The following is a 21,885-nucleotide window of genomic DNA, read 5'->3' as shown; positions in this document are numbered from 1 at the left end:
TCAATAAATAAGAAGTGAAAAATATTAAAATATTAGGCGTTCGACGAGGAAGGACCTTTTCTCCAAACCACATAGGAAATGATGAAGCTATTTTCTTGTTAAGTGTAGAGGCATTAAAAAAAGAAGGATACGATGTTCATATCTACACCGAGGAAGAGTTTCTTCAGGATGAGACGATTACTGCTGATACTTATATCGTTTCGATGGCTCGTGAGAAAGCTGTTGTAAAGAAGCTACAAGATTTAGAAGAGAAAGGAGCTTGTGTAGTCAATTCAGCTTTTGGAGTGGAGCATTGTTTTCGGACGAATATGACTAACCTCCTGTTAGAAAATAAGATTCCCTACCCGAAGAGTATTATTGTGTCGACTGATTGTCGCGATGAGCGCTTATTTAACGAGTTCCCACAACCGGGGGTCTGGATCAAACGTGGCGATTTTCATGCCATCCATAAAGAAGATGTTACTTTTGTTTCCTCAAGGGAAGAAGGTTTGGAAATTTTGAGGGAATATGCATTAAGAGGAATTCCCGATGCTGTTATCTCGAAACATTTGGCCGGTGATTTAGTGAAATTTTATGGCGTTAGAGGAACCGACTTTTTCTTTTGGTTTTACCCCTATGAACATAATCACCATAAATACGCGCATTACGAACAGATAAATAGTAAACTGGTATATAACCCCTTTGATGAGAATAAGTTGAAACAAATAGCACTGGATGCAGCGGCCGTTCTTAATGTACACATCTTTGGTGGAGATGCAATCATTGATCCACAGGGAAATATCATAGTCATCGATTTAAATGATTGGCCCAGTTTTGCTCCTTGCCGGGAACAGGCTGCATCTGCTATAGCCCAACTTTTAACAAATATCTTCCAGAAACAGTTAGATGGAATCATTGCAAGTGAAAAATAAAAAGCAAGAGAATAAAGACATTTTTGAGAGTTCATTAAAATCTAATGATACCGAAGAAAAAATAGATATCTATTTTTATCGGCCTATAGGACTTCAAATCGCTTTTTTCTGCCAAAAAGTAGGTTTAACACCAAATGCTGTAACTATTATCAGTATCTTTTTTGGGGTAGCGGCGGGTATTCTTTTTTATTATCCTTCGCTAACTATTAATGTGGTTGGCATGTTACTTTTAATGTTCGCAAACTCACTGGATAGCGCCGACGGACAGTTGGCGCGTCTCACAAACAATAAGAGTAGATTTGGCAGGATTCTTGACGGTTTCGCAGGCGATTTCTGGTTTGCTTCTATCCATATCGCGATATGCCTCCGGGCTATGAATGAAGGTTGGTCTGCTGCTATTTGGATTTTCGGTATCCTCGCGGGTGTATCTCACTTGGTTCAATCGGCCATGGCAGATTATTATAGAAATGTGCATCTTTTTTTTATAAAAGGGACTAACGGAAGTGAATTAGATAACAGCAAAGATTTGCAGGAAGAGTATGATCAGATGAGCTGGTCTAAACAGGCATGGACTAAATTTGTTTCCAGAGGGTATTTGAACTATACCAAAATGCAGGAACGTTTCTCTCCCAACTTACAAAAGCTGTTAGGTATTATCCGTAGCGACTTTAAAGAGGGCTTACCTGCAAAACTAATTCATGATTTTCGGCAAATGAATAAGCCACTGATGAAGTACACGAACATTGTACAATTCAATACCCGTGTTATTTTTCTTTTCTTGTGGCTCTTTATTGATTATGCTTGGATTTACTTCTTTTTCGATTTGTTTGTCCTAAATCCTATTTTGATCTATATGTGCAACCGGCAGGAAAAAGTAAGTGCACATTTTTATGAGCGCATTAACGAATATAAAGCGTAAATGGCTAGCAAAGTTTACAAGATACTTTTCTTTGTTATAGGTATTGCAACCCTATGCTACATGGTATACGCACTGGGGGTGGATGTCATTTGGGATAATATAAAAAAGACAGGCTGGTGGTTTTTACCCGTCATCGGTAGTTGGCTTCTTATATACATATTGAATGCCATCGCTTTTAAAGCGATTATTCAAGAACCCCGAATCCCGGCAAGTAATCTTTCCTTTGCATCAGTACTAAAGCTGACAATTAGTGGCTATGCCATTAACTATATTACACCTTTTGTTGCGTTGGGTGGTGAACCTTATCGTATTATGGAATTGAAACCGCGACTGGGAATTCAAAAAGCGAGCTCGTCTGTTTTGCTATATAGTTTAATGCACATGTTCTCTCATGTGTTGTTCTGGCTGGCGTCCATTATATTAATCCTGATTTATGTTCCTATCAATGCCATTATGGTAATCGGATGTTCCGTCATGTTCATCACGGGCGTTGTTTTGTGTTATTGGTTCGGACGGGTTTATAAAAAAGGATTTACCTTAAGTACTTTTAAGGTATTAGCCAAAGTCCCTGGCTTGAAGCGTAAGGTGGGCGACTTTGTTGCCGAAAAACACGATAGCCTTAAAGAAATTGATAACCAGATTACAGAATTATACGCACAGAGAAGAGAACGTTTTTTCAAATCATTAGCCTTTGAATTTATCGCCAGAGTAGTCGGTTGTCTCGAGATTTTTTGTACAGCGAAAGCGATAGGCTTGAATATGAGTATAGTGCAGTCCCTTATTATTAGTTCAGGTTCATCTTTATTTGCCAACCTTATCTTCTTCTTTCCGATGCAATTGGGTACTAGAGAGGGAGGGCTGGCCTTAGCACTGAAAAGTGTGGGGATGCCTGCATCGGCCGGGATTTTCATTGGTATTATTATGCGTATCCGCGAAGTCGTTTGGATTATTATCGGATTGGCACTCATGCGTATATCTAAAACCAACACCGAAGCGAACGAAACATTGGAAGAGATTAACAATAACATCAATATTCAGTAAATATGATTAAAGGCTTATTATTTGATTACGGTGGAACAATCGATACGAACGGTCGGCATTGGGCAAATGTGATTTGGAAGGCGTATCAGGCCGCGGGTGTTGAAACAAGCTTTGAACAATTTATGGAGGCTTATACCTTTGGCGAAAAATCGTTGGCTATTCATCCGATTATTAAGCCGCACCATATTTTCAGTGAGGTGTTACATTTAAAAACTCAGCAACAATTTTCTTACCTTAAATTGGCGGAGGGTGAGTACTCAAAAATAGAAAAAATCGTTAGCCACTGCATGAAGTTAGTTCTTACGACGGTAACAGAGGCTAAGAGAACACTCGACTTATTAACTGAAACATATCCGATGGTGTTGGTGTCTAACTTTTATGGAAACATCCAGTCGGTATTGGCCGATTTTGGGTTAGCTGACTATTTTAGTGACATTGTGGAATCAGCTATAGTTGGGGTACGCAAACCTAATCCGGCGATTTATCAGCTCGGAGTGGACCGAATCGGTTTAAATTCAGCAGAATGTGTTGTTATAGGCGATTCTTTCAAAAAGGATATTATTCCTGCTAAGGAAGTTGGCTGTAAAACCATTTGGCTTAATGTCGACGGCATTCAAGAGGACCTCTCGGTTGTTGGAAATGAGTTTGCTGATGTGCAAATTACCGATTTTGCTCAGCTTCCCGAGGCTCTTCAAAACATAAATACACAATTTGTTATATAAATAGCTTAACCTCTGTGTTCTCCCACGGAGAGAGCCGTAACATTGCCATTTATCATATATACGGTAAAGTAACTAAAACATTTATTTATTAAATTTGATAGCTGGAATAAGTTTGCCGCATAAAAATGGTAAATTGCTATCTAATTATGAATAAATAGATTGTGATATATAAGTTACGATCTAAACCACATACCGATTATGATAGAAAGCTTGATTAAGCAAAAGATTAGAAATTTATTGCCAGGCTATTTTGCAATGGTTATGGCGACGGGTATCATTTCAATTGCTTCGCTTTTAGTTGGTTTCGGCGTCTTAGCTTGGTTACTATTCTATTTCAACATTTGTTTTTTTTTCGCTTTATTTTGGTTATTCATTTATCGGATTCTCTATTATCGTGCTGAAGTGTGGCAAGACTTTAAGAGCTATCAAAGAGGCCCCGGCTTTTTTACTATCATAGCAGCCTTGTGTATTATGGGAAATCAGCTTATCTTGTTTTATCAAGCTTTTACGCTCGCTGGCATAGTACTTTTATTGGCCTTACTCATTTGGCTATTGATAGGTTATGGATTCTTTTTCCATATAACAGTAACGGAAGAGAAAAAGCCGCTAAAAGAAGGAATTAATGGTACATGGCTCGTATTCATTGTGGCTATACAAGCCTTATCCGTACTTATTTCTTTTATTGCCAAGGAATTAGGAGAACTAAGCTATGTTGGTTTGTTTATAGCTTTATGTTTCTTTTTGTTGGGATGTGTCTTTTATCTCTACATCATGTCACTCATTATATATCGTCTGTCTTTCTTTTCTTTACATGCCACTGAATTTGGTGCTCCCTACTGGATCAACATGGGGGCAACAGCCATTTCGACGCTGGCAGGATCCATGCTTATTCTGCACGCAGGTGATTTTGCCTTTCTGTCTCAGATTCTTCCCTTTTTAAAAGGCTTTACGTTATTCTATTGGGCTGCAGGTACTTGGTGGATACCCTTATTATTGTTATTGGGTTTTTGGCGACATGCGATCAAGCGCGTACCCGTTCCGACCAGTGCAAAGGGTTATGATCCTACCTATTGGGCTATGGTTTTTCCATTGGGTATGTATACGGTTTGTACGTATCGATTAAGTGAAGCCTTATCTATTACATTTCTTAAATTCATTCCAGCTGCCTTTATATACATAGCATTATTTGCTTGGGTTGCCGTCGCATTAGGATTTATCAGGTATCTATTGTCTCTTGTTCAAAAAGAAACACAAACATAAAGTGGTTTAAATCAGTCACAAAGCAAACAATTACCGGAAAGGATTGTTAAACGGGAGGTGACGTTTGAGTGAAGCGAATCATTTCATATTTACTTAAATTATGTATAAACTCTTCCAAACCTTAAATCGCCGTGCTTTTGTTAAAGCGTTATTAATGACGATTTTAGTGATCGTTTTCGTTTGGGTCGGGTCGCGCAAGCTTCAAAATTTTGATCCGGCACTAATAGCTTATTTAACGGGTACCATCTTTGCTGTTTTTGGAACGACCTATCGGTATGCGGTCTGGATCCAGCGGCCACCTACAAAACTTTATTGGCGTAGAAGTGTTGGATTTCTCTTCAGCGTACATTTTTTTCCTTACTTATGGAACTCCATCCGATTGTTTTTTCGAAATATTCTTTTTCAACGATTTATAGCTTATCGGAGTAAAACTAGATGGTTTGGTCATTTTCTACTGGCGAGTGGCTGTTTGATGGCCTTTGCCATTACAATACCACTTACTTTTGGGTGGATACATTTTGAACTAAAGCCAGGCGATGACACGACCTATCATGCGATGCTGTTCGGTTTTGAGGCAGGAACGTTCAGCCTGGGATCTCCTTTAGCTTTTATCGCCTTTCACTGTTTGGTGTGGTGCTCTGTCTTGGTTACTATTGGTGCAGTGATTATGATGAAGCGCCGATTTACAAATGGTGGATTAATTGCTACGCAAACTTTTGATGATGATTTATTGCCGTTGATTTTGTTGATCGCCATTTCGGTTACGGGATTAGGAATTTCTTATGATTATACGTTTTTAGAGGGTAAAACATACCAGTTTATGGCCGTTACACATGCGATAACGGTAATATTATTTTTGCTGTGGCTACCTTTTGGAAAATTCTTTCACATTTATCAGCGTTTCGCGCAATTGGGCGCTAACTTATATAAAATTGAAGGGAGGCGGCGAGGAATGGCTGTATGCCCACATACTAAAAAAGAATTCGCATCGAAAACACATATCGAAGATTTGAAAAAGGTAACACAAGAGCTCGGATTTGACTTCAGCCAGCCCGATGGTTCAAGTCATCTTGATTTGAGTCCTGAAGGTAAACGCGCCGCTTTAGCAAGAGCGCATTTTCAAGTGAGAAAGGAATCAGGAAGCTTCTTTGGTTAATTAAGAGATAAGCTAAATGGCAACACTCCCTACAACAATTGATGAGATAATCGCCCAATTCGGCCCGCACAAAGCATATGCTCCCCAAGCCGGTTTTTACGGCTCTCACGAGCCTGACAGCCTGGTGAAGACCCATTGCTGTTATTGCGGCATGCAATGTGGTATCCAATTAAAAGTGAAAGAAAATAAAGTAGTTGGATTTGAACCTTGGATGGAGTTCCCGTTTAACGAAGGACGTTTGTGTCCAAAAGGGGTAGAGCGTTATCTTCAGAATAACCATCCGGATAGATTACTAGCCCCTTTAAAACGAGTGGAGGGAAAGGGCTTTCAACAGGTGTCTTGGGACTATGCGATGGATAAAACCGTGGGAGAAATCAAACGCATACAGGAGCCCTATGGTAACAACGCATTCGCTATGTTAAGCGGTGTTTCGCTGACAAACGAAAAAAGCTATATGATTGGCAAATTTGCCCGGGTAGCTCTAAAAACTGCTAATTTGGATTATAACGGTAGGCTTTGTATGGTGAGCGCGGGAGCCGGCAATAAAAAAGCGTTCGGATTGGATCGAAGCTCCAATAGCTGGGCTGACCTAGCACATGCGGAAGTTATCATTGTGGCGGGGGCCAATATCAGCGAAACCTTTCCTACATTGACCCATTATATTTGGCGTGCGCGGGATAATGGTGCCAAATTGATCGTTGTAGATCCGCGTATTATACCCTTGGCACGTACGGCCGATTTACATTTAAATGTAATACCAGGAGGAGACTCTGCTCTTTTTGGAGCAATGCTTAAGATATTGGTTGACAATGATTGGCTCGATCACGAATTTATTGCCAATTATACAAGCGGTTTTCAGGAAGCAATAAATGCCGTAAGGGATTATGACTTGGACTGGGCGGAAAAGTATACGGGCGTAGCTAAAGAGAAAATCTTTGAAGCGGCACGCCTTTGGGGGAAGGCGAAGACTAGCTTTTTGCTTCATGCTCGCGGAATTGAACATCACACAAAGGGGGTAGATAATGTATTGAGTTGTATTAACCTGGTATTGGCAACGGGACGTATAGGTAAGCCTTATTGCGGTTATGGCACGATTACTGGCCAGGGTAACGGTCAAGGTGGACGGGAACACGGACATAAATGTGATCAGCTGCCAGGCAACCGTGATATTACCAACCCGGAACATCGTCAATACATAGCTAACGTGTGGGGAATCAGCGAACAGGAGTTGCCTGGTAAGGGGTTAACCGCCTATGAGCAAATCGAAGCTATTCATCGTGGCGAAATTAAGGGACTGATTTCTATTTGTTTTAATCCATTGGTGTCGTTGCCTAATAATAATTACGTGCGAGAAGCTTTGGAGAAACTGGAGTTCTATATGTGTATCGATAGTTTTCTGAGTGAAACAGCCCGATATGCCGATATTATTATGGCGGGGTCTCTGCATGAAGAAGAAGAAGGAACCGTTACAACTGCGGAAGGACGGGTGGTAAAGATTAATGCAGCGGTGACTCCTCCAAAAAATGCTAGAAAAGATGGCGAGATTTTAATGGAATTAGCGGGGAGACTGAATGAAGGAGATAAATTTAGTTTTGACTCCAGTGAGGCAATTTTTAATGAATTAAGGGTGGCTTCAAAGGGAGGGACTGCTGACTATTTTGGCATTACTTACGAGAAAGTAGTGAATAACATGGGGGTGTTTTGGCCGTGCCCTTCATTAGACCATCCGGGAACACCAAGATTATGGGAAGATAGGAAATTTAAAACACCGGACGGAAAGGCCCATTTCAATGCAGTTAGTTTTAAACCGCCATCAGAAGTGATCGATACGGATTACCCGGTGGTGTTGACAACCGGTCGGGTGGTGTCGCAATACTTAAGTGGTACCTCTACTCGACGGATCGGGAAGTTGGTAGATCAATATCCCGAGCCACTTTTGGAAATACATCCCGAACTGGCGCGCCGCTATAATATTAGGAGTGGAGATATTATTCGCGTAAAAACACGAAGGGGTGAGGCCGAATTTCCGGCTCAAGTGGTAGAGACGATTCGGGAAGATACTGTATTTATTCCCTACCATTGGGGAGGCAAGCACGCTGCAAATCAGCTAACGATTGGAAATCTTGACCCCATTTCGAAGATACCGGAGTTTAAGGTTTGTGCCTGTCAGCTTATTCCAACCGGTGAGGTAGCATCTGAAAAAGTAAAAGAAACGGCTTATCAGAGTCATTTATGATGTTAACAATTAAAGGTCAATAAACTGAATATTATGCCGGAAACAAATTACAATATGGATATGGCGTTCTTTGTAGATATGCAACGCTGTATTGGCTGCCATGCTTGCGAAATGGCTTGTGCAGAATGTGAAACCAACGGACAGGAGAGTATGATTCATGTCAATTACGTCGATCGAGCAGTAAGTGTACAGACCACGGTGCAGGTTTGCATGCACTGTGAAAACCCAGCCTGCGCTAATGTTTGTCCAGCGGATGCCATTCATCAAGATGACTTTGGCGTTGTTCATTCGGCAAATACCCCAAGGTGTATCGGATGCTCGAATTGTGTACTGGCCTGTCCCTTCGGTGTTCCCAAAAAGATGGAGGAGGCTGAGTTAATGATGAAATGTAACATGTGTTATGATCGAACCAGTGCAGGTAAAAAGCCGATGTGTGCAACAGTTTGCCCTAGTCAAGCACTTTTCTATGGCACACGAGAAGAGATTGAACGGATGAGACCTAATAGTGTACCGGTGAACTCCTTTAAATTTGGAAATCAAGAAGTAACCACAAAGGTGTTCGTGATGATGCCGAAAGGAACCACTCAATTAGTAGTTAGTTGATCAAATAACTATGACGCAAAAAAACACACTTCATGACTCCGAAAATATGCCCAATTGGAAAAGGGATTTTCCAATTCAACAAAAAAAGGCGACACATGTAAGTCGTCGGGAATTCGCGAAATTTTTAGCCTTATTTTCGGGCACACTTGCTTTGGCTAATGGCATCATTGTTATACGATCTTTGCTTTTTCCGTCCAAACCCCTGGAAGGTGAGCATTTCGTTTGCCGGGAAGAAGATGTACCATTGGGGAAAATGTTTCAGTTTGAAATTGAAGGGAGCCGTGTCGTTCCCTATATACTGATTCACTTGGCAGAGGGTGAGTGGAGAGCTTTTGAGCAGAAATGCACCCATCTTACTTGTGCAGTGCGTTATAGAGACGACTTACAGAAGATCGAATGCCCCTGCCATCATGGCTTTTTCAGTGCTGATACCGGAGAAGTACTGCAAGGGCCGCCACCAAGGCCGCTCCCCCAGTTAGAAGTGTTAGTGCGAGACGGAAAGGTGTATGTAAAACAAGATGCTAGTTAATTTAATAAATATGAGTGATTTTAGAACTTCACAGAACGAGGCGCATCCTAATAAAACGAACACCTTAATGCTAGGGATCATCTTACTATTGGTTCTTTTTGTAAGCATACAGATTTGGTTTCTATTCGGTGCGCTTAATAATGCGCTTCAAGATAATATCTACTTTGCCATTACCACCTTCGTTGGTTCTCTTTTGCTGGCCATAGCATCTTTCCTGCTATTGCGTTATTTACCGGATCCGTTGAAGCCGACCGATAGAAAGAAAAATAATAATTCGTAAGGAGCCGTTAAACGATGTCGCTTTGTTCCAGATCAAGTAAACGTTTCCATTCCGGGTGCCTTCTTATAAATGCAACTACGGCCGGGCATAGAGCCACTAATTTATAACCATATTGCTCTATGTAAGTGAGCGTTTTTTCTATAAGCGCCGAAGAAACGCCCTTTCCTTCCAACGCTGAAGGCACTTCAGTATGTATTAAGTAGATTTTTTTATTACGCTCCTTGTAGTCAATGAAAGCTGTTTGATTTTCTACAAGAAGTTCAAAGCGACTATTTGCTGTGTTTTTGGCCAGTTTAAGGGGGCTGAATTCTTCTTTCATTCGTTTGGGTATTACGTCGTAGACTGATTTTTGGCAAAATAACCTTTTTCCTTTCAGCCCTTGTTTTGCCTACAAATGGGCTTAGCTTCACTTAACACCACACCTTTCAACTTCCTAAACAAATCTACAATTTTGGCAATTGTTTTTATAATTATTTTCGCTCGATGGCGATAAATATTACAATCGACTGGCTTACATTCTGTAGTAAGCTATGCTACGTTCTGTCCCGCAGAAAGCGGTTGTTTTGGAATGCGGCGCATTTTACCTAAGTTTGTTTGATTGACTCTTAAAACCATTTGCATGTACAAAGGATTACTCATTGCGTTGGTATCTCTTATATCACTTACCAACTTATCTGCTCAACAGCGTAGAGATTTCTCGGTTATCGCTTATTATACAGGGAATGATAAACAAATAGATCAGTTTGAGATCAACAAACTAAGTCATATTATTTTCAGCTTTTGTCATCTTAAAGACGGAGAATTGCATGTGGATAATGCAAAGGACTCTACCACGATTCAGTATCTCGTTTCTTTAAAGAAAAATCACCCTAAACTGAAAATAATGTTGTCTTTAGGGGGGTGGGGCGGCTGTGAACCGTGCTCGGAAGCTTTTTCCACGTCAAATGGGCGAACAAAATTTGCTCGTTCCGTAAAGAAAGTGAATGACTACTTTGATACAGACGGTATTGATCTTGATTGGGAGTATCCAACCATTGAAGGTCATCCCGGCCATTTATATCAAGCACAGGACAAACAAAATTTTACCGCTTTGATTCAAGAACTGCGGCAAGTATTGGGTAGCGCCAACGAATTAAGTTTTGCTGCAGGAGGTTTTCAAAAATACTTAGATGAGTCGGTAGAATGGGAAAAAATTATGCCACTGGTTGATCGGGTGAATATTATGAGCTACGATTTAGTAAATGGTTATGCAACTGTTACAGGACATCATACACCTATCTTTAGCACGCACGACAAGGAAGAATCAACCGATAGGGCCGTACAATTCTTATTGAAGAAAGGTATTCCTGCTAATAAGTTGGTTATTGGTGCGGCTTTCTATACGCGTGTTTGGGAGCATGTTAATGATGTAAATAATGGACTATACCAAGCTGGAAGACATAGGAGTGGTTATGATTTTAAATCGTACGCCACGAATTTAACTACTCAGAATGGATGGGCCTATTTTTGGGATGAGAAAGCACAGGCTCCTTATTGGTATAATAAAAAACAAAAGCTATTTGCCACCGGTGATAACCTTACTTCTGTAAAAGCTAAAACCAAATACGCTTTGGACAATAAATTGGGAGGAATCATGTTTTGGGAGCTTACTTTGGATACCTTTAACGACGGCATGTTAAATGCAATCGATCAGGTCGTAAAACAATGAAGAAACTGCAATTGAGAAATGTCGATGTGGTTCGCTATGTAACGCCCTTAAGAGAGGGGGGCTCTATGCCTGCAATTGTAGAAGCGGATGACGATTTTTTATATGTATTGAAATTTAGGGGTGCCGGTCAAGGGACAAGAGCTTTAATAGCAGAACTGATTGGAAGCGAAATAGCCCGCGTACTTGGTTTGAAAGTTCCGGAATTGGTATTTGCCCATTTGGAAGCTGATTTTGGCCGCCTGGAACCAGATGAAGAAATTCAGGATTTGTTGAAATTTAGTGTAGGATTAAACCTCGGTGTGCATTATTTGTCCGGTGCTATTACCTTTGATCCGGTGATTAATACAGTAGATCCCTTATTAGCTTCAAAAATTGTTTGGCTGGATGCTTTGTTGATGAATGTTGACCGTACCGCTAAAAATACGAATATGCTCATGTGGCATAAAGAACTATGGCTGATTGATCAGGGGGCTTCTTTATATTTCCATCATAGTTGGCATAACTGGAAGGAGCAAGCGCTAAAACCTTTCGTTCAGATTAAAGATCATGTATTGTTAAGACAGGCGACGCAGTTAAATGATGTTGATCGTTTTGCAAAGGAATTGTTGAATGAGGATTTTATACAAGAAATCGTATCGCTGATTCCAGACGACTGGTTAGGAAATGAGCCGAATTTCCAATCAACTGCAGAGCATCGTCAAGCTTATGCTTACTTTTTGAATGCACGGATAGCAAATTCTGAAATTTTTATCAATGAAGCTAATGAAGCAAGAGCGGCACGTGTTTGAGTATGCGGTGATACGCTTGGTGCCACGCGTAGAGCGCGAGGAGTTTCTGAATATTGGTGTAGTTCTCTATTGTGCTAAACATAAATTCTTGGAAATGCGGTATCATGTGGATATTGAAAAGTGGTACATGATGGATAAACAGGTGGAAGTTGATGAGGTTATTGCTCATCTAAAATCTTTTAAGGAAATATGTATAGGCGGGCAAGCCGGAGGTACGATCGGTCGATTGGATCGACCCGATCGATTCAGATGGTTGACAGCCACTCGAAGTACCATTTTACAAACCTCAAAGGTTCACTTAGGTTTATGTGAAGACCCCCAAGCCACGTTGAGCCAGCTATTTGAGCAATTAGTACTTTAAATGCAACTGCATCTTTTTATAAGAGTTGCTAAAAATGTACCTTTGTCATCAATGATCAGAATTATCACAAACAGCCTTATTACACCACCTTGATTCACTTCTTTAGGCTTCTAAAGGTATATGGTGCTTTCTTTTAAGAAAGCATAAGCTTCAATTCATATAATTTGTGATTTTTTCTTTTTAATTTCCTTATGTTCTTACGCTTATTCGATTTTAACCAAAAGGTTAACTATAAAAATGAAATATTGGCAGGTTTAACCGTTGCCATGACGATGATTCCCGAGTCGCTTTCTTTCGCTATTCTAGCTGGTTTTTCGCCATTAACGGGATTGTACGCGGCTTTTATTATGGGATTTGTGACTGCTATTTTTGGGGGGAGACCCGGAATGGTATCGGGAGGAGCCGGTGCGACCGTGGTTGTATTAATCGCCCTGATGCAATCACATGGTATGGAATATGTCTTTGCTGCGGTCGCGTTGGCAGGCGTACTGCAATTATTAGTGGGTGTTTTTAGGTTAGGGAAGTTTATACGTCTGGTGCCGCAACCGGTTATGTATGGATTTGTAAATGGCTTGGCCGTTATCATTTTTTTGGCACAGCTGGAGCAATTCAAAATAGGTGCGGGTGAAGAAAGTGCTTGGCTCGGTGGAACCGAGTTATATATTATGCTTGGATTGGTGCTACTTACCATTGCCATTGTTTGGCTCTTGCCTAAATTAACAAAGGCTGTTCCTGCATCCTTGGTTGCGATTATCGTCGTATATCTGTTGGTGTTAGGTCTTCAGATAGATACGAAAACAGTGAAGGATATCGCTTCTATCAGCGGCGGATTCCCTCCATTTCATATCCCTGCCGTGCCCATAAATTTGGAGACATTAAAAATAATCTTTCCCTACTCGTTGGTGATGGCAGGTGTTGGACTTATCGAGACCTTGCTTACTTTGAATGTGGTTGATGAAATTGTCGGAAACAGAGGGAAAGGGAATAAGGAAAGCGTCGCACAAGGTACTGCCAATGTTCTGAATGGGTTCTTCTCGGGTATGGGTGGCTGTGCAATGATTGCCCAAACCTTCGTTAATCTTTCTGCGGGTTCCCGAGCTCGCCTGTCAGGTATTATTGCATCACTTACTATTCTTGTAGTCGTCCTTTTTGGTGCCCCTGTTATCGAACGTGTACCCATGGCTGCTCTTGTGGGCGTGATGATGATGGTAGCCATCGGAACCTTTGAATGGGTAAGCCTGCGAATAGTGAATAAAATGCCGAAATCGGATATCCTGATAGGCGTATTAGTGGCTATAATTACCGTGGTACTTCACAATTTGGCTTTGGCGGTTTTAGTGGGCGTTATTATAGCTGCGTTGGTATTTGCTTGGGAAAGTGCTAAACGTATTCGGGCAAGAAAATATGTAGACGAGCAGGGGGTGAAACACTATGAATTGTATGGTCCCTTATTCTTCGGTTCTACCATGGCCTTTATGGAGAAATTCGATATAAGTAACGACCCTAAAGAAGTGATCATTGATTTTCGGGAAAGTCGCGTAGCAGATATGTCGGGTATTAATGCGCTTAATAAATTGACAGAAAAGTATAAGCTGGCAGGAAAGACGCTGCATCTTAAGCATTTGAGCGAAGATTGCAGAATGCTTTTAAAAAACGCAGCCGATGTAATTGAAGTCAATATTCTGGAAGATCCTACATACCGCGTGCCCTCTGATCAATTTTAGCTATACGAAAGTAAAACAAGAGCCGATAAAGAAACCAAAAGCGAACAGCACTGGTGGTGGTTTGCCAGCCTGTTCGTTAGCTATTTTGTAACCGATAGTTAGTGTTATAATGAAGGTGTTCGGCCTCCATCGACGGGTATATTAATTCCGGTTATATAGGAGGCTGCCGGAGAAGCAAGGAAAGCAATCGCGTGGGCCACCTCTTCGGCCACACCAAACCTCTTCATCGGAATATTTTTTAGCATCTCTTCTTCTACCTCTAAGGCAGTCTTTTGTTCTACCTTCGCACTTTCTTTTATAAGACTTGATAATCTCGCGGTTCTAGTGGCTCCCGGCAGCACGTTGTTTACCGTGATATTAAACATACCCAATTCATTCGACAAAGTTTTTGCCCAAGAAGCAACGGCTGCGCGAATGGTATTGGAAACACCTAAATTAGCAAGCGGTGCTTTAACTGAAGTGGAAATAATATTGATAATACGCCCATATTCTGCGCCCTTCATGCCTGGAACCACAGCTTGTGTTATGAGCTGGTTACAGAGGACATGCCTGTTGAATGCATCGCGAAAGTTCATTGAAGACGCTTTCAGAAGTGGGCCGGGAGGTGGCCCGCCACTATTATTAATTAGGATATGTATGTTAACCTCTTCTGTGAGACGGTCGACGGCAATTTCCACTTCTTCCAATTTGTTGAAGTCAGCCACGGCATAGCGATGTTGTTGACCGGGCTCGATTTGAAGACTCGTTAATGCGGTCTTTAATTTGACTTCATTTCTTGCAAAGAGAATGCAGCTGGCTCCCAAGCGGGCCAGAACCTGCGCTGTAGATAGGCCTATACCGTCACTACTGCCACAAATTAAAGCAGTTTTACCTTTCAACGAAATATCCATAATATCATTAGCTAAATTGGGATTGATAGCAGGGGAACATCCAATCCGGCTGCCATCATCCTTGTTTTACTCCTATGTACAATCGATGACCAAAAACCATACCGATTGGGTACCATAATTAATAAGTCGGGCTGATAATTTACGACCTCATTTCTTATTTCTTTAATGATCGTATTGGAAGCGACGTTTTTATAAAAGTATTGAATCCCGGTCATTTCATCTTTTAAGAGGTCCTTTGTGAAAGACGGATCTTCTTGTAGTTCCTCTATTTTCTCCTGTACATTAAATACTTCTATTTCCGCATTCCAAGACCGAGCGATATCCTTGATACGTTCCAATATTGTTTTATGTATGCCACGAACAACATCGCAAGCATATAAAATTCGTTTTACCGGTTTAAAGGTCACACCCTCAGGTACTGCCAGCACAGGAAATTTAAGCTTTTGAATAACATTAGTTGTCGTATTTCCTAACAGATCCTGCTCAAGCGACCGTTTGGCCATGCCCATGATAACCATTTCGGCATCATATTGCTTCATTAGGCGTTCTACCTCGTCCTCAACATTCAATAAGCTGGAGTCGACCGCTACTTCAATATCGTATCGTTTGATTAAATCGTTAGCCCTCGTTTCTAACTTAAGCTTGTTTTTATCGATCATACTTTGCACATTTTCCACAGAAAGGATGGTATTTGAAGCATGCAACGGTAATTTGAAAGCATTGAATAATACAATCTTGGCATCTATGATACTTGCCCCCGTAGCCGCATATTCAACAGCATTTTCTGCTATGTCTGAAAAGTCAGTAGCAACAATAATTGTTCTCATATATTACATTGTTTGAATGCTAAATTTACAGTTTAAACCGGTTGATGATAAGAATCTGGATGGTATTGTGTATAATATTACTTAGCCATAACAATGTTCTAACATCTAATAGATTTCTTGTGATCAAAAGTCAATTTTTACCCTTAAAATAACCGGTTATTACCCGTTTTGATCTATCCTTTCTGCTGAACTTTATTCCTGACCAATTAAAAAAAAACATGAAACCACAACTTCTTAAGCTCATGAAGGGCCCTGCTCAGTCATTTAGCGTAAGACGCGATATGGAGCCTCGTAATACCAAATGGCATTATCATTCGGAGTTAGAGCTGCTACATTTCTGCAGGGGCGAGGGGACGAGCTTCATTGGCGACAGTATCCAGCGGTTTAAGTCGGGCGATATGGTGCTTGTCGGATCCGGGTTGCCGCACTATGTAAAATTCGATAATGCTTTCGAAAGTAAGATAGCTGTAGAAGGTATAGATGTGCGGGTTGCTCATTTTGAAAAGGAAATTTGGGGGAATGGATTTTTAGATCTTCCCGAAAATAAGATGCTAAAATCCATTATGGAAAAAGCAGGACGAGGGGTGACGATTCTCGGTAAACATAAAGACTATGTTGCCGAACTACTGGAAGAGATGTTGGGTGCCGATGGATCAGAAAGGATCATTATCCTGATGCAGATCTTGGTTCAAATCGCAAAATACTGCAAACTCGAACCGCTTTCATCCATTGGTTTCAATGGTATTGCCTACGAAGAGTTTAAGAACGACAGAATAAAGAAAATATACGACTATTCTTGCGCTAATTTTAAAGATAAAATTCAATTGGATGAAATTGCTGAAGTGGCTAAGATAAGCCCACATTCTTTTTGCAGGTACTTTAAAACACAAACAAGAAAAACATATTCTCAATTTTTGACTGAAATAAGAATCGGCCATGCCTGTAAACTATTAGTAGAAGATAAGTTAGATATAAAGCAAGTCTGTGACGACAGCGGGTTTAATAATTTTACAAGTTTCTTTAAATGCTTCCGTAAAGTAACAGGGAAAAGTCCCTTAACCTATAAGCGTACATTTATTTCAATGCAGACTAGTTGATGCGTGCCATGTAAATGAGGCTTAATATTAAGCCAATTTCGTTCACAAAAAGGTGCTATTTTCTTCCTTTCTTGCAAAGCCAATTTTATCCTAACCAATGTAAGCCAGGATATAATCGTGTGTAATGTTTTGATTAAAAAACCTAAGGACGAAAAATGAGAATCTTTTATCTAAAAACAACTTGTTTAGTAATGATCATTGGTGCCTTGCTAAGTGCCAATGTATTGGCACGAGAAAGTACGGTTGCCAAAAAAATGGATAGACAGGAGGAGAGTGTGCGAAAAGGGAGGGTATCGGATAGTGATGGACCACTAGGGGGTGTGAGTATTAAAATAGTCGGCATAAAGAGAGGCGTTGTTACAGATGCAAACGGTATGTTTACCATTAAAGCAGCCGCCAATCAAACTTTAATGGTATCTTATTTGGGTTATGTAACGCGAGAAATCCCGGTTCACAATGAGACCTTGTTTGAGATTACATTGGTGCCGGATGCAGCTGCATTGGATGAAGTTGTCGTCGTAGGATATGGGACACAAAAAAAGGTTAATTTAACCGGCGCGGTAGCAGCAATCTCATCGGAAGAACTGACAACCCGGCAGGCACCCAATACCACTTCATTACTTCAAGGTAGGGCACCGGGAGTGCAGATAACACAGAATTCCGGGCAACCAGGCGCAGAGAACGCTAATATTCAGATTCGTGGAATGAGCACGTTTAGTGGGGCTGGTAATAATCCGCTGATTCTTATCGATGGCGTAGAAGGGAACCTCAATAATTTAAATCCCAATGTAATCGAAAATATATCGGTTCTAAAAGATGCTGCGTCCGCTTCCATTTACGGATCAAGAGCGGCCAATGGAGTTATACTGGTAACCACTAAAAGCGGCAGGGCAGGCAGGTTAAATATCGATTATAGTTATAACTACAGTCGACAAAAAGCAACTTCCATGTATGATCGCGTTACGAATTCAGTTCAATTTATGGAATTGTTAAACAAGGCCATTAATCATACAGGTACAAGTAGCAATCAGCTCTATTCAGACGAGCAGATAGAGGCCTATCGACAAGGTTCGTCAATCGATCCGGACCGATATCCCAATTATGATTGGATGGATGCGGTTTTCAGAACAGCACCCATGCAACAACATTTTTTAAGTGTCAATGGAGGACAGGATGGGACAACCTATAATTTTGGATTGGGCTATCTCAGTCAGGAAGGAATGTTGATAGCAACGGGTTATAAGCGATATGATGGACAACTGAACTTTAAAACAAATTTGGGTGGTCGAGTTACCTTTGGTACCAATATTTCGCTTTCCAAAGGCGGTCGATATGAAACTGCACTCAATGGTAATTTTGATGGTAATACCACGGAAGACCAAATTTTGAGTGCATTGGCAGCAAACCCGACCTTTAAGCCTAAATTGCCGGATGGGAGTGGGCGCTATGCCTCGAAGGCTTATATCTTTGAATCGGGTAATAAAAATCCGATTGCTATTGCAGAAAACGGTGGAAAGACCACTGACAATTATTATGCTTTAGCCTCCTCTTATATTAATGTGGATATCCTCCCTGGGCTAAAGGGGGAGTTAAAGGGAGCCGTGAGGTATCAAGATGGACAATCAAAAGTGCATGTTGTTGGAATACCTGCCTATTTATATCAACCCGATGAAAATGGGGAATACATTTATAACACCCAATATAACGGCACGGTAGGGGAGAACAACTTAACCGTTCGGGGCGAAAGAGAATTGCAGCTAACTTACTACTTGAATTTTAATTATACCAAAAGCTTTGATAACGTTCATAATATAAGTGCATTGCTCGGCTATAACCAAGAAACCTTTAAATATGATCGTTTACAGGGATTTAGAAGAAACGCGCCTACTGATAATTTGACGGAGCTGGATGCCTATTCGTCGGCTGGACAGATCGCAGAAGGGCAGGCTTATGAGTGGGCTATCAAGTCGGTGTATGGTCGATTGAATTACAATTATAAAGAGCGATACCTCTTTGAAGCAAATTTCAGATACGACGGTACCTCTAGGTTACCGACCGGACGAAGATGGGGATTTTTTCCGTCTGCATCAATCGGGTGGCGGTTGTCAGAGGAAAGCTTTTTAAAGAGTACCGAATGGGTCAATAATCTAAAGATGCGTTTTTCATGGGGACAACTCGGCAATCAAAATATCGGAAATTATCCCTATCAGGCAATCCTAAGCCCAGTTGAATATAATATAGGTGGCGCACTACAGCAGGGGATGAGCTTGGAGGATCTTAACAATACGAATCTAAAATGGGAGACCACGACGGCAACGAATATTGGGCTGGATTTTGACTTATTTAAATCAAGTGTATTTGGTTCAGTAGACTGGTATACCAAACGTACGACGGATATACTACGTACGCTACAAGTTCCAGATTTTATAGGATTGAATGGGCCAACGGTAAATCGCGGTGAAATGAAGAATAGCGGTTTGGAAGTCTTACTGGGATATCAGAACAGGCTAAATGCACTTAATTACAAAATTCAGGCAAACTTCGAAACGTATAAAAATGAATTGGTAAAATTTGGTGCACGTGAAATAGATAATGGAAGTGGATTAATACGACAAGAGGGATTGCCGTATAATTCTTACTTTATGTATGTTTTTGACGGTATCTATCAGACACAGGAAGAAATAGCGAATGGCCCAACCCCTATCAGTGCCTTGACCAAACCGGGCGATATGCGTTACAGGGATATCAGTGGTCCGGGTGGCGTACCCGACGGTAAAATTGATGCCAACGACCGTACAGTGGTAGATGGAGCTTTTCCTGACTTTAATTATGGTCTTACTTTTAGCGCCGATTATAAGGATTTCGACTTTAGTTTTTTCGTACAGGGGGTGGAAGGACGAAAAATCTATGTGAGGGAATGGGGAATCGCTCCTTTTAGGCAGTCCAGTCCGCCACCAAAATTTTGGTTGAATGCTTGGGATGGACCGGGAACATCAAACACGATCCCTCATATATTTAATGAAAATTACGCACCCAATACGCAAGTTTCTACCTGGTGGTTGCAAGACGCGTCTTACTTAAGAATAAAGAATATACAGGTAGGATACACCTTGCCCAACCAGTTGGTAAACAAAATTGGTTTCCAACGGCTACGCATCTATCTTTCGGGGGATAATCTGTTTACGTTTACGAAATTTTTTGATGGAGGCGATCCCGAACGGTTGGCGGCCAATTCGCGGATGGCTATTTACCCGCAGGCAAAGATTTATACCATGGGAATTAAGGCTATTTTATAAAAAATATCGAAGATGAAAGCTAACAAAACAATATATGGGTTATTGGTACTCACGAATATGCTGATATCGTGCTCCAGTGTATTAGACAAAGATCCACTCACCAACCCAAGTACTACTAATTATTGGAATACGGCGATAGAAGCACAAAAAGCATTGATCGCCTGTTATGCAAAGCTTAAGGAACCGCTGTATTCCGGTGGCCCGAATCAGAGCGGAAATAGTTTATACTGGGAAGCCCTTTCAGATAATGCGCTGAATACGTCCGGATGGGAAGGTTTTGATGTTATTATGCGGGGCGACTTTGATCCCAGCACAACAGCAGGTGTAGTAACCAAGACGTGGCAGTTTGCTTTTCAGGGAATTGCGAACTGTAATTACTTTTTGGCGAATGTAGACAGAGTAAGCGCTTTGTCTGAGGCTGAAAATAAGCGCATGAAAGGCGAGGCATCGTTTTTAAGGGCCTACTATTACAATGATCTTGTTCAACTGTTCGGAGACGTGCCGCTAAATCTAAAACCGGAGGCATTAGATGGAGATTTTCAACGCCGGCCACGTACGACGAAGGCAACGGTAGTAGCGCAAATATTGCAGGATCTGGATTTTGCAATTGCTAATCTGCCTCAGATGGCCTATAGTGACGGCCGGGCCGTTAAAGGTTCTGCAATTGGATTGAAGACGCGTGTTTTACTCAATAACAAAAGATATCAGGAAGCAGCGGAGACCGCTTGGAGCTTAATAGGCGATGCGAGCAACCCGTTTAGTTTGCATCCAAACTATGCCGGGATTTTCTTTGGTGAACAAAATAATAATAAAGAAATCATGTTTTCGGTTTTATTTGCGGCACCTACCGATTATCATTCCATGGATCAGGTAATTGGCGGACGGATGTCTGTATTTCCTACAACAGATTTGAAAGACGCTTATGAATCCAATGATCCGCGAAGAAAAATGACCATCTTTGAGGAAGGGGACTCTTGGGCGTATAATCCAAAAGGATTTATGCAAGCGGGAAGTACAGCTGAAGGGCAGATTCCATTTAATAGTATGGCTTTTAAAAAATATGTGGATACCGCTGTAAATAATGCTTCCGGAGCAACCTTGAGTGATCAGCATTTTGTTAAAATTCGCTATGCCGACCTCTTGCTGATGTATGCAGAAGCTATGTTTGAAAGTGGACAAGGTACTGACCCACGAGCATTAAAAGCGTTAAATGATGTTAGGACTAGACCCGGTGTTAACATGGCGCCTCAAACAATGTTAACGCAAGCAGTTATCAGAAATGAGAGAAGGGTAGAACTGGCTTTCGAAGGCTTGCGATACAACGATTTAATTAGATGGGGAATAGCGCATGAAGTGATTCCGCAGATTACCTACGATAAACAGGGAAATAAGCGTCGCTTTAAGGCTTACCTCTTTCCAATTCCGCTTGCGGAAATGGATAGAATGAACGGCGTTTGGCAACAAAACGAAGGTTATTAATTTATCTTTATACGAATGGAGTGTAATGGCTTACCATGAAATCGGTAAGCCATTACAC

General features: G+C 41.1%; 20 protein-coding genes. 17 read left to right on the top strand and 3 right to left on the bottom strand.

Annotated features, from left to right (window positions below; all coding sequences use genetic code 11):
• The first annotated feature begins 14 nt into the window (after positions 1 to 14).
• The 10 genes from M1D52_RS17550 to M1D52_RS17505 all read left to right on the top strand — a co-directional run bounded on the left by M1D52_RS17550 (position 15) and on the right by M1D52_RS17505 (position 9,657).
• Positions 15 to 911 (top strand): RNA methyltransferase, encoded by an 897-nt coding sequence (locus M1D52_RS17550; RefSeq protein WP_437393419.1) that lies wholly within the window; start codon positions 15 to 17, stop codon positions 909 to 911.
• Positions 886 to 1,830 carry a CDP-alcohol phosphatidyltransferase family protein gene (locus M1D52_RS17545; protein ID WP_013665958.1) on the top strand — a complete coding sequence of 315 codons (945 nt, stop codon included), beginning with the start codon at positions 886 to 888 and terminating at the stop codon, positions 1,828 to 1,830. The genes M1D52_RS17550 and M1D52_RS17545 overlap by 26 nt, the downstream gene beginning before the upstream one ends.
• Complete coding sequence (locus M1D52_RS17540) at positions 1,831 to 2,871, top strand: lysylphosphatidylglycerol synthase transmembrane domain-containing protein (protein WP_013665959.1); 1,041 nt, start codon at positions 1,831 to 1,833, stop codon at positions 2,869 to 2,871.
• 2 nt (positions 2,872 to 2,873) lie between these two features.
• On the top strand, positions 2,874 to 3,593 hold the full coding sequence (locus M1D52_RS17535; protein ID WP_437393420.1) for an HAD family hydrolase: 720 nt from the start codon (positions 2,874 to 2,876) through the stop codon (positions 3,591 to 3,593).
• A 198-nt stretch (positions 3,594 to 3,791) separates the two neighbouring features.
• Positions 3,792 to 4,853 carry a tellurite resistance/C4-dicarboxylate transporter family protein gene (locus M1D52_RS17530; protein ID WP_437363038.1) on the top strand — a complete coding sequence of 354 codons (1,062 nt, stop codon included), beginning with the start codon at positions 3,792 to 3,794 and terminating at the stop codon, positions 4,851 to 4,853.
• Positions 4,854 to 4,953: 100 nt separating this feature from the next.
• Positions 4,954 to 6,009, top strand: a complete 1,056-nt coding sequence (locus M1D52_RS17525; RefSeq protein WP_437393421.1) for an MFS transporter — start codon at positions 4,954 to 4,956, stop codon at positions 6,007 to 6,009.
• 16 nt (positions 6,010 to 6,025) lie between these two features.
• Positions 6,026 to 8,245: a molybdopterin oxidoreductase family protein gene (locus tag M1D52_RS17520; RefSeq protein ID WP_437393422.1), complete on the top strand. Its 2,220-nt coding sequence runs from the start codon at positions 6,026 to 6,028 to the stop codon at positions 8,243 to 8,245.
• A gap of 60 nt (positions 8,246 to 8,305) precedes the next feature.
• Positions 8,306 to 8,848 (top strand): 4Fe-4S dicluster domain-containing protein, encoded by a 543-nt coding sequence (locus M1D52_RS17515; protein WP_246860270.1) that lies wholly within the window; start codon positions 8,306 to 8,308, stop codon positions 8,846 to 8,848.
• A 10-nt stretch (positions 8,849 to 8,858) separates the two neighbouring features.
• The gene (locus tag M1D52_RS17510) at positions 8,859 to 9,377 is read left to right on the top strand and encodes a QcrA and Rieske domain-containing protein (RefSeq protein ID WP_437393424.1); all 519 of its coding nucleotides are present in this window, start codon (positions 8,859 to 8,861) and stop codon (positions 9,375 to 9,377) included.
• Positions 9,378 to 9,387: 10 nt separating this feature from the next.
• Positions 9,388 to 9,657 carry a hypothetical protein gene (locus tag M1D52_RS17505; RefSeq protein WP_130857200.1) on the top strand — a complete coding sequence of 90 codons (270 nt, stop codon included), beginning with the start codon at positions 9,388 to 9,390 and terminating at the stop codon, positions 9,655 to 9,657.
• A gap of 7 nt (positions 9,658 to 9,664) precedes the next feature.
• Here the strand turns inward: M1D52_RS17505 and M1D52_RS17500 are convergent, their stop codons facing one another.
• A complete protein-coding gene (locus M1D52_RS17500; RefSeq protein WP_013665967.1) occupies positions 9,665 to 9,976 on the bottom strand; it encodes a GNAT family N-acetyltransferase in 312 nt (103 codons plus the stop codon).
• Between the two features lie 300 nt (positions 9,977 to 10,276).
• Here M1D52_RS17500 and M1D52_RS17495 point away from each other — a divergent pair, with 300 nt between their 5' ends.
• From M1D52_RS17495 to M1D52_RS17480, 4 genes are all read left to right on the top strand, one after another.
• Entirely contained in the window at positions 10,277 to 11,365 is a 1,089-nt protein-coding gene (locus M1D52_RS17495) for a glycoside hydrolase family 18 protein (protein WP_437393426.1), read from the top strand.
• Positions 11,362 to 12,153, top strand: coding sequence for a HipA family kinase (locus M1D52_RS17490; protein ID WP_013665969.1), 792 nt, complete (start codon positions 11,362 to 11,364; stop codon positions 12,151 to 12,153). Before M1D52_RS17495 ends, M1D52_RS17490 begins: the two co-directional genes overlap by 4 nt.
• A complete protein-coding gene (locus M1D52_RS17485; RefSeq protein ID WP_437393427.1) occupies positions 12,119 to 12,514 on the top strand; it encodes a DUF3037 domain-containing protein in 396 nt (131 codons plus the stop codon). The genes M1D52_RS17490 and M1D52_RS17485 overlap by 35 nt, the downstream gene beginning before the upstream one ends.
• 191 nt (positions 12,515 to 12,705) lie before the next feature.
• Entirely contained in the window at positions 12,706 to 14,238 is a 1,533-nt protein-coding gene (locus M1D52_RS17480; RefSeq protein ID WP_130857203.1) for a SulP family inorganic anion transporter, read from the top strand.
• A 104-nt stretch (positions 14,239 to 14,342) separates the two neighbouring features.
• Here M1D52_RS17480 and M1D52_RS17475 read toward each other — a convergent pair whose 3' ends face one another.
• Entirely contained in the window at positions 14,343 to 15,128 is a 786-nt protein-coding gene (locus M1D52_RS17475) for an SDR family oxidoreductase (RefSeq protein ID WP_437393428.1), read from the bottom strand.
• 11 nt (positions 15,129 to 15,139) lie between these two features.
• Positions 15,140 to 15,955 carry a universal stress protein gene (locus M1D52_RS17470; RefSeq protein WP_013665973.1) on the bottom strand — a complete coding sequence of 272 codons (816 nt, stop codon included), beginning with the start codon at positions 15,953 to 15,955 and terminating at the stop codon, positions 15,140 to 15,142.
• A gap of 218 nt (positions 15,956 to 16,173) precedes the next feature.
• Here M1D52_RS17470 and M1D52_RS17465 point away from each other — a divergent pair, with 218 nt between their 5' ends.
• The 3 genes from M1D52_RS17465 to M1D52_RS17455 all read left to right on the top strand — a co-directional run bounded on the left by M1D52_RS17465 (position 16,174) and on the right by M1D52_RS17455 (position 21,827).
• Positions 16,174 to 17,052, top strand: coding sequence for an AraC family transcriptional regulator (locus M1D52_RS17465; RefSeq protein WP_437393429.1), 879 nt, complete (start codon positions 16,174 to 16,176; stop codon positions 17,050 to 17,052).
• A 155-nt stretch (positions 17,053 to 17,207) separates the two neighbouring features.
• Positions 17,208 to 20,348, top strand: coding sequence for a SusC/RagA family TonB-linked outer membrane protein (locus M1D52_RS17460; RefSeq protein WP_437393430.1), 3,141 nt, complete (start codon positions 17,208 to 17,210; stop codon positions 20,346 to 20,348).
• 12 nt (positions 20,349 to 20,360) lie between these two features.
• A complete protein-coding gene (locus M1D52_RS17455) occupies positions 20,361 to 21,827 on the top strand; it encodes a RagB/SusD family nutrient uptake outer membrane protein (protein ID WP_437393431.1) in 1,467 nt (488 codons plus the stop codon).
• Positions 21,828 to 21,885: the final 58 nt, after the last annotated feature.

It is taken from the genome of Olivibacter sp. SA151 (assembly GCF_054130995.1).
The sequence above is the reverse complement of the archived record's forward strand: the minus strand, read 5'-3'. Positions and strand labels throughout refer to the sequence as shown.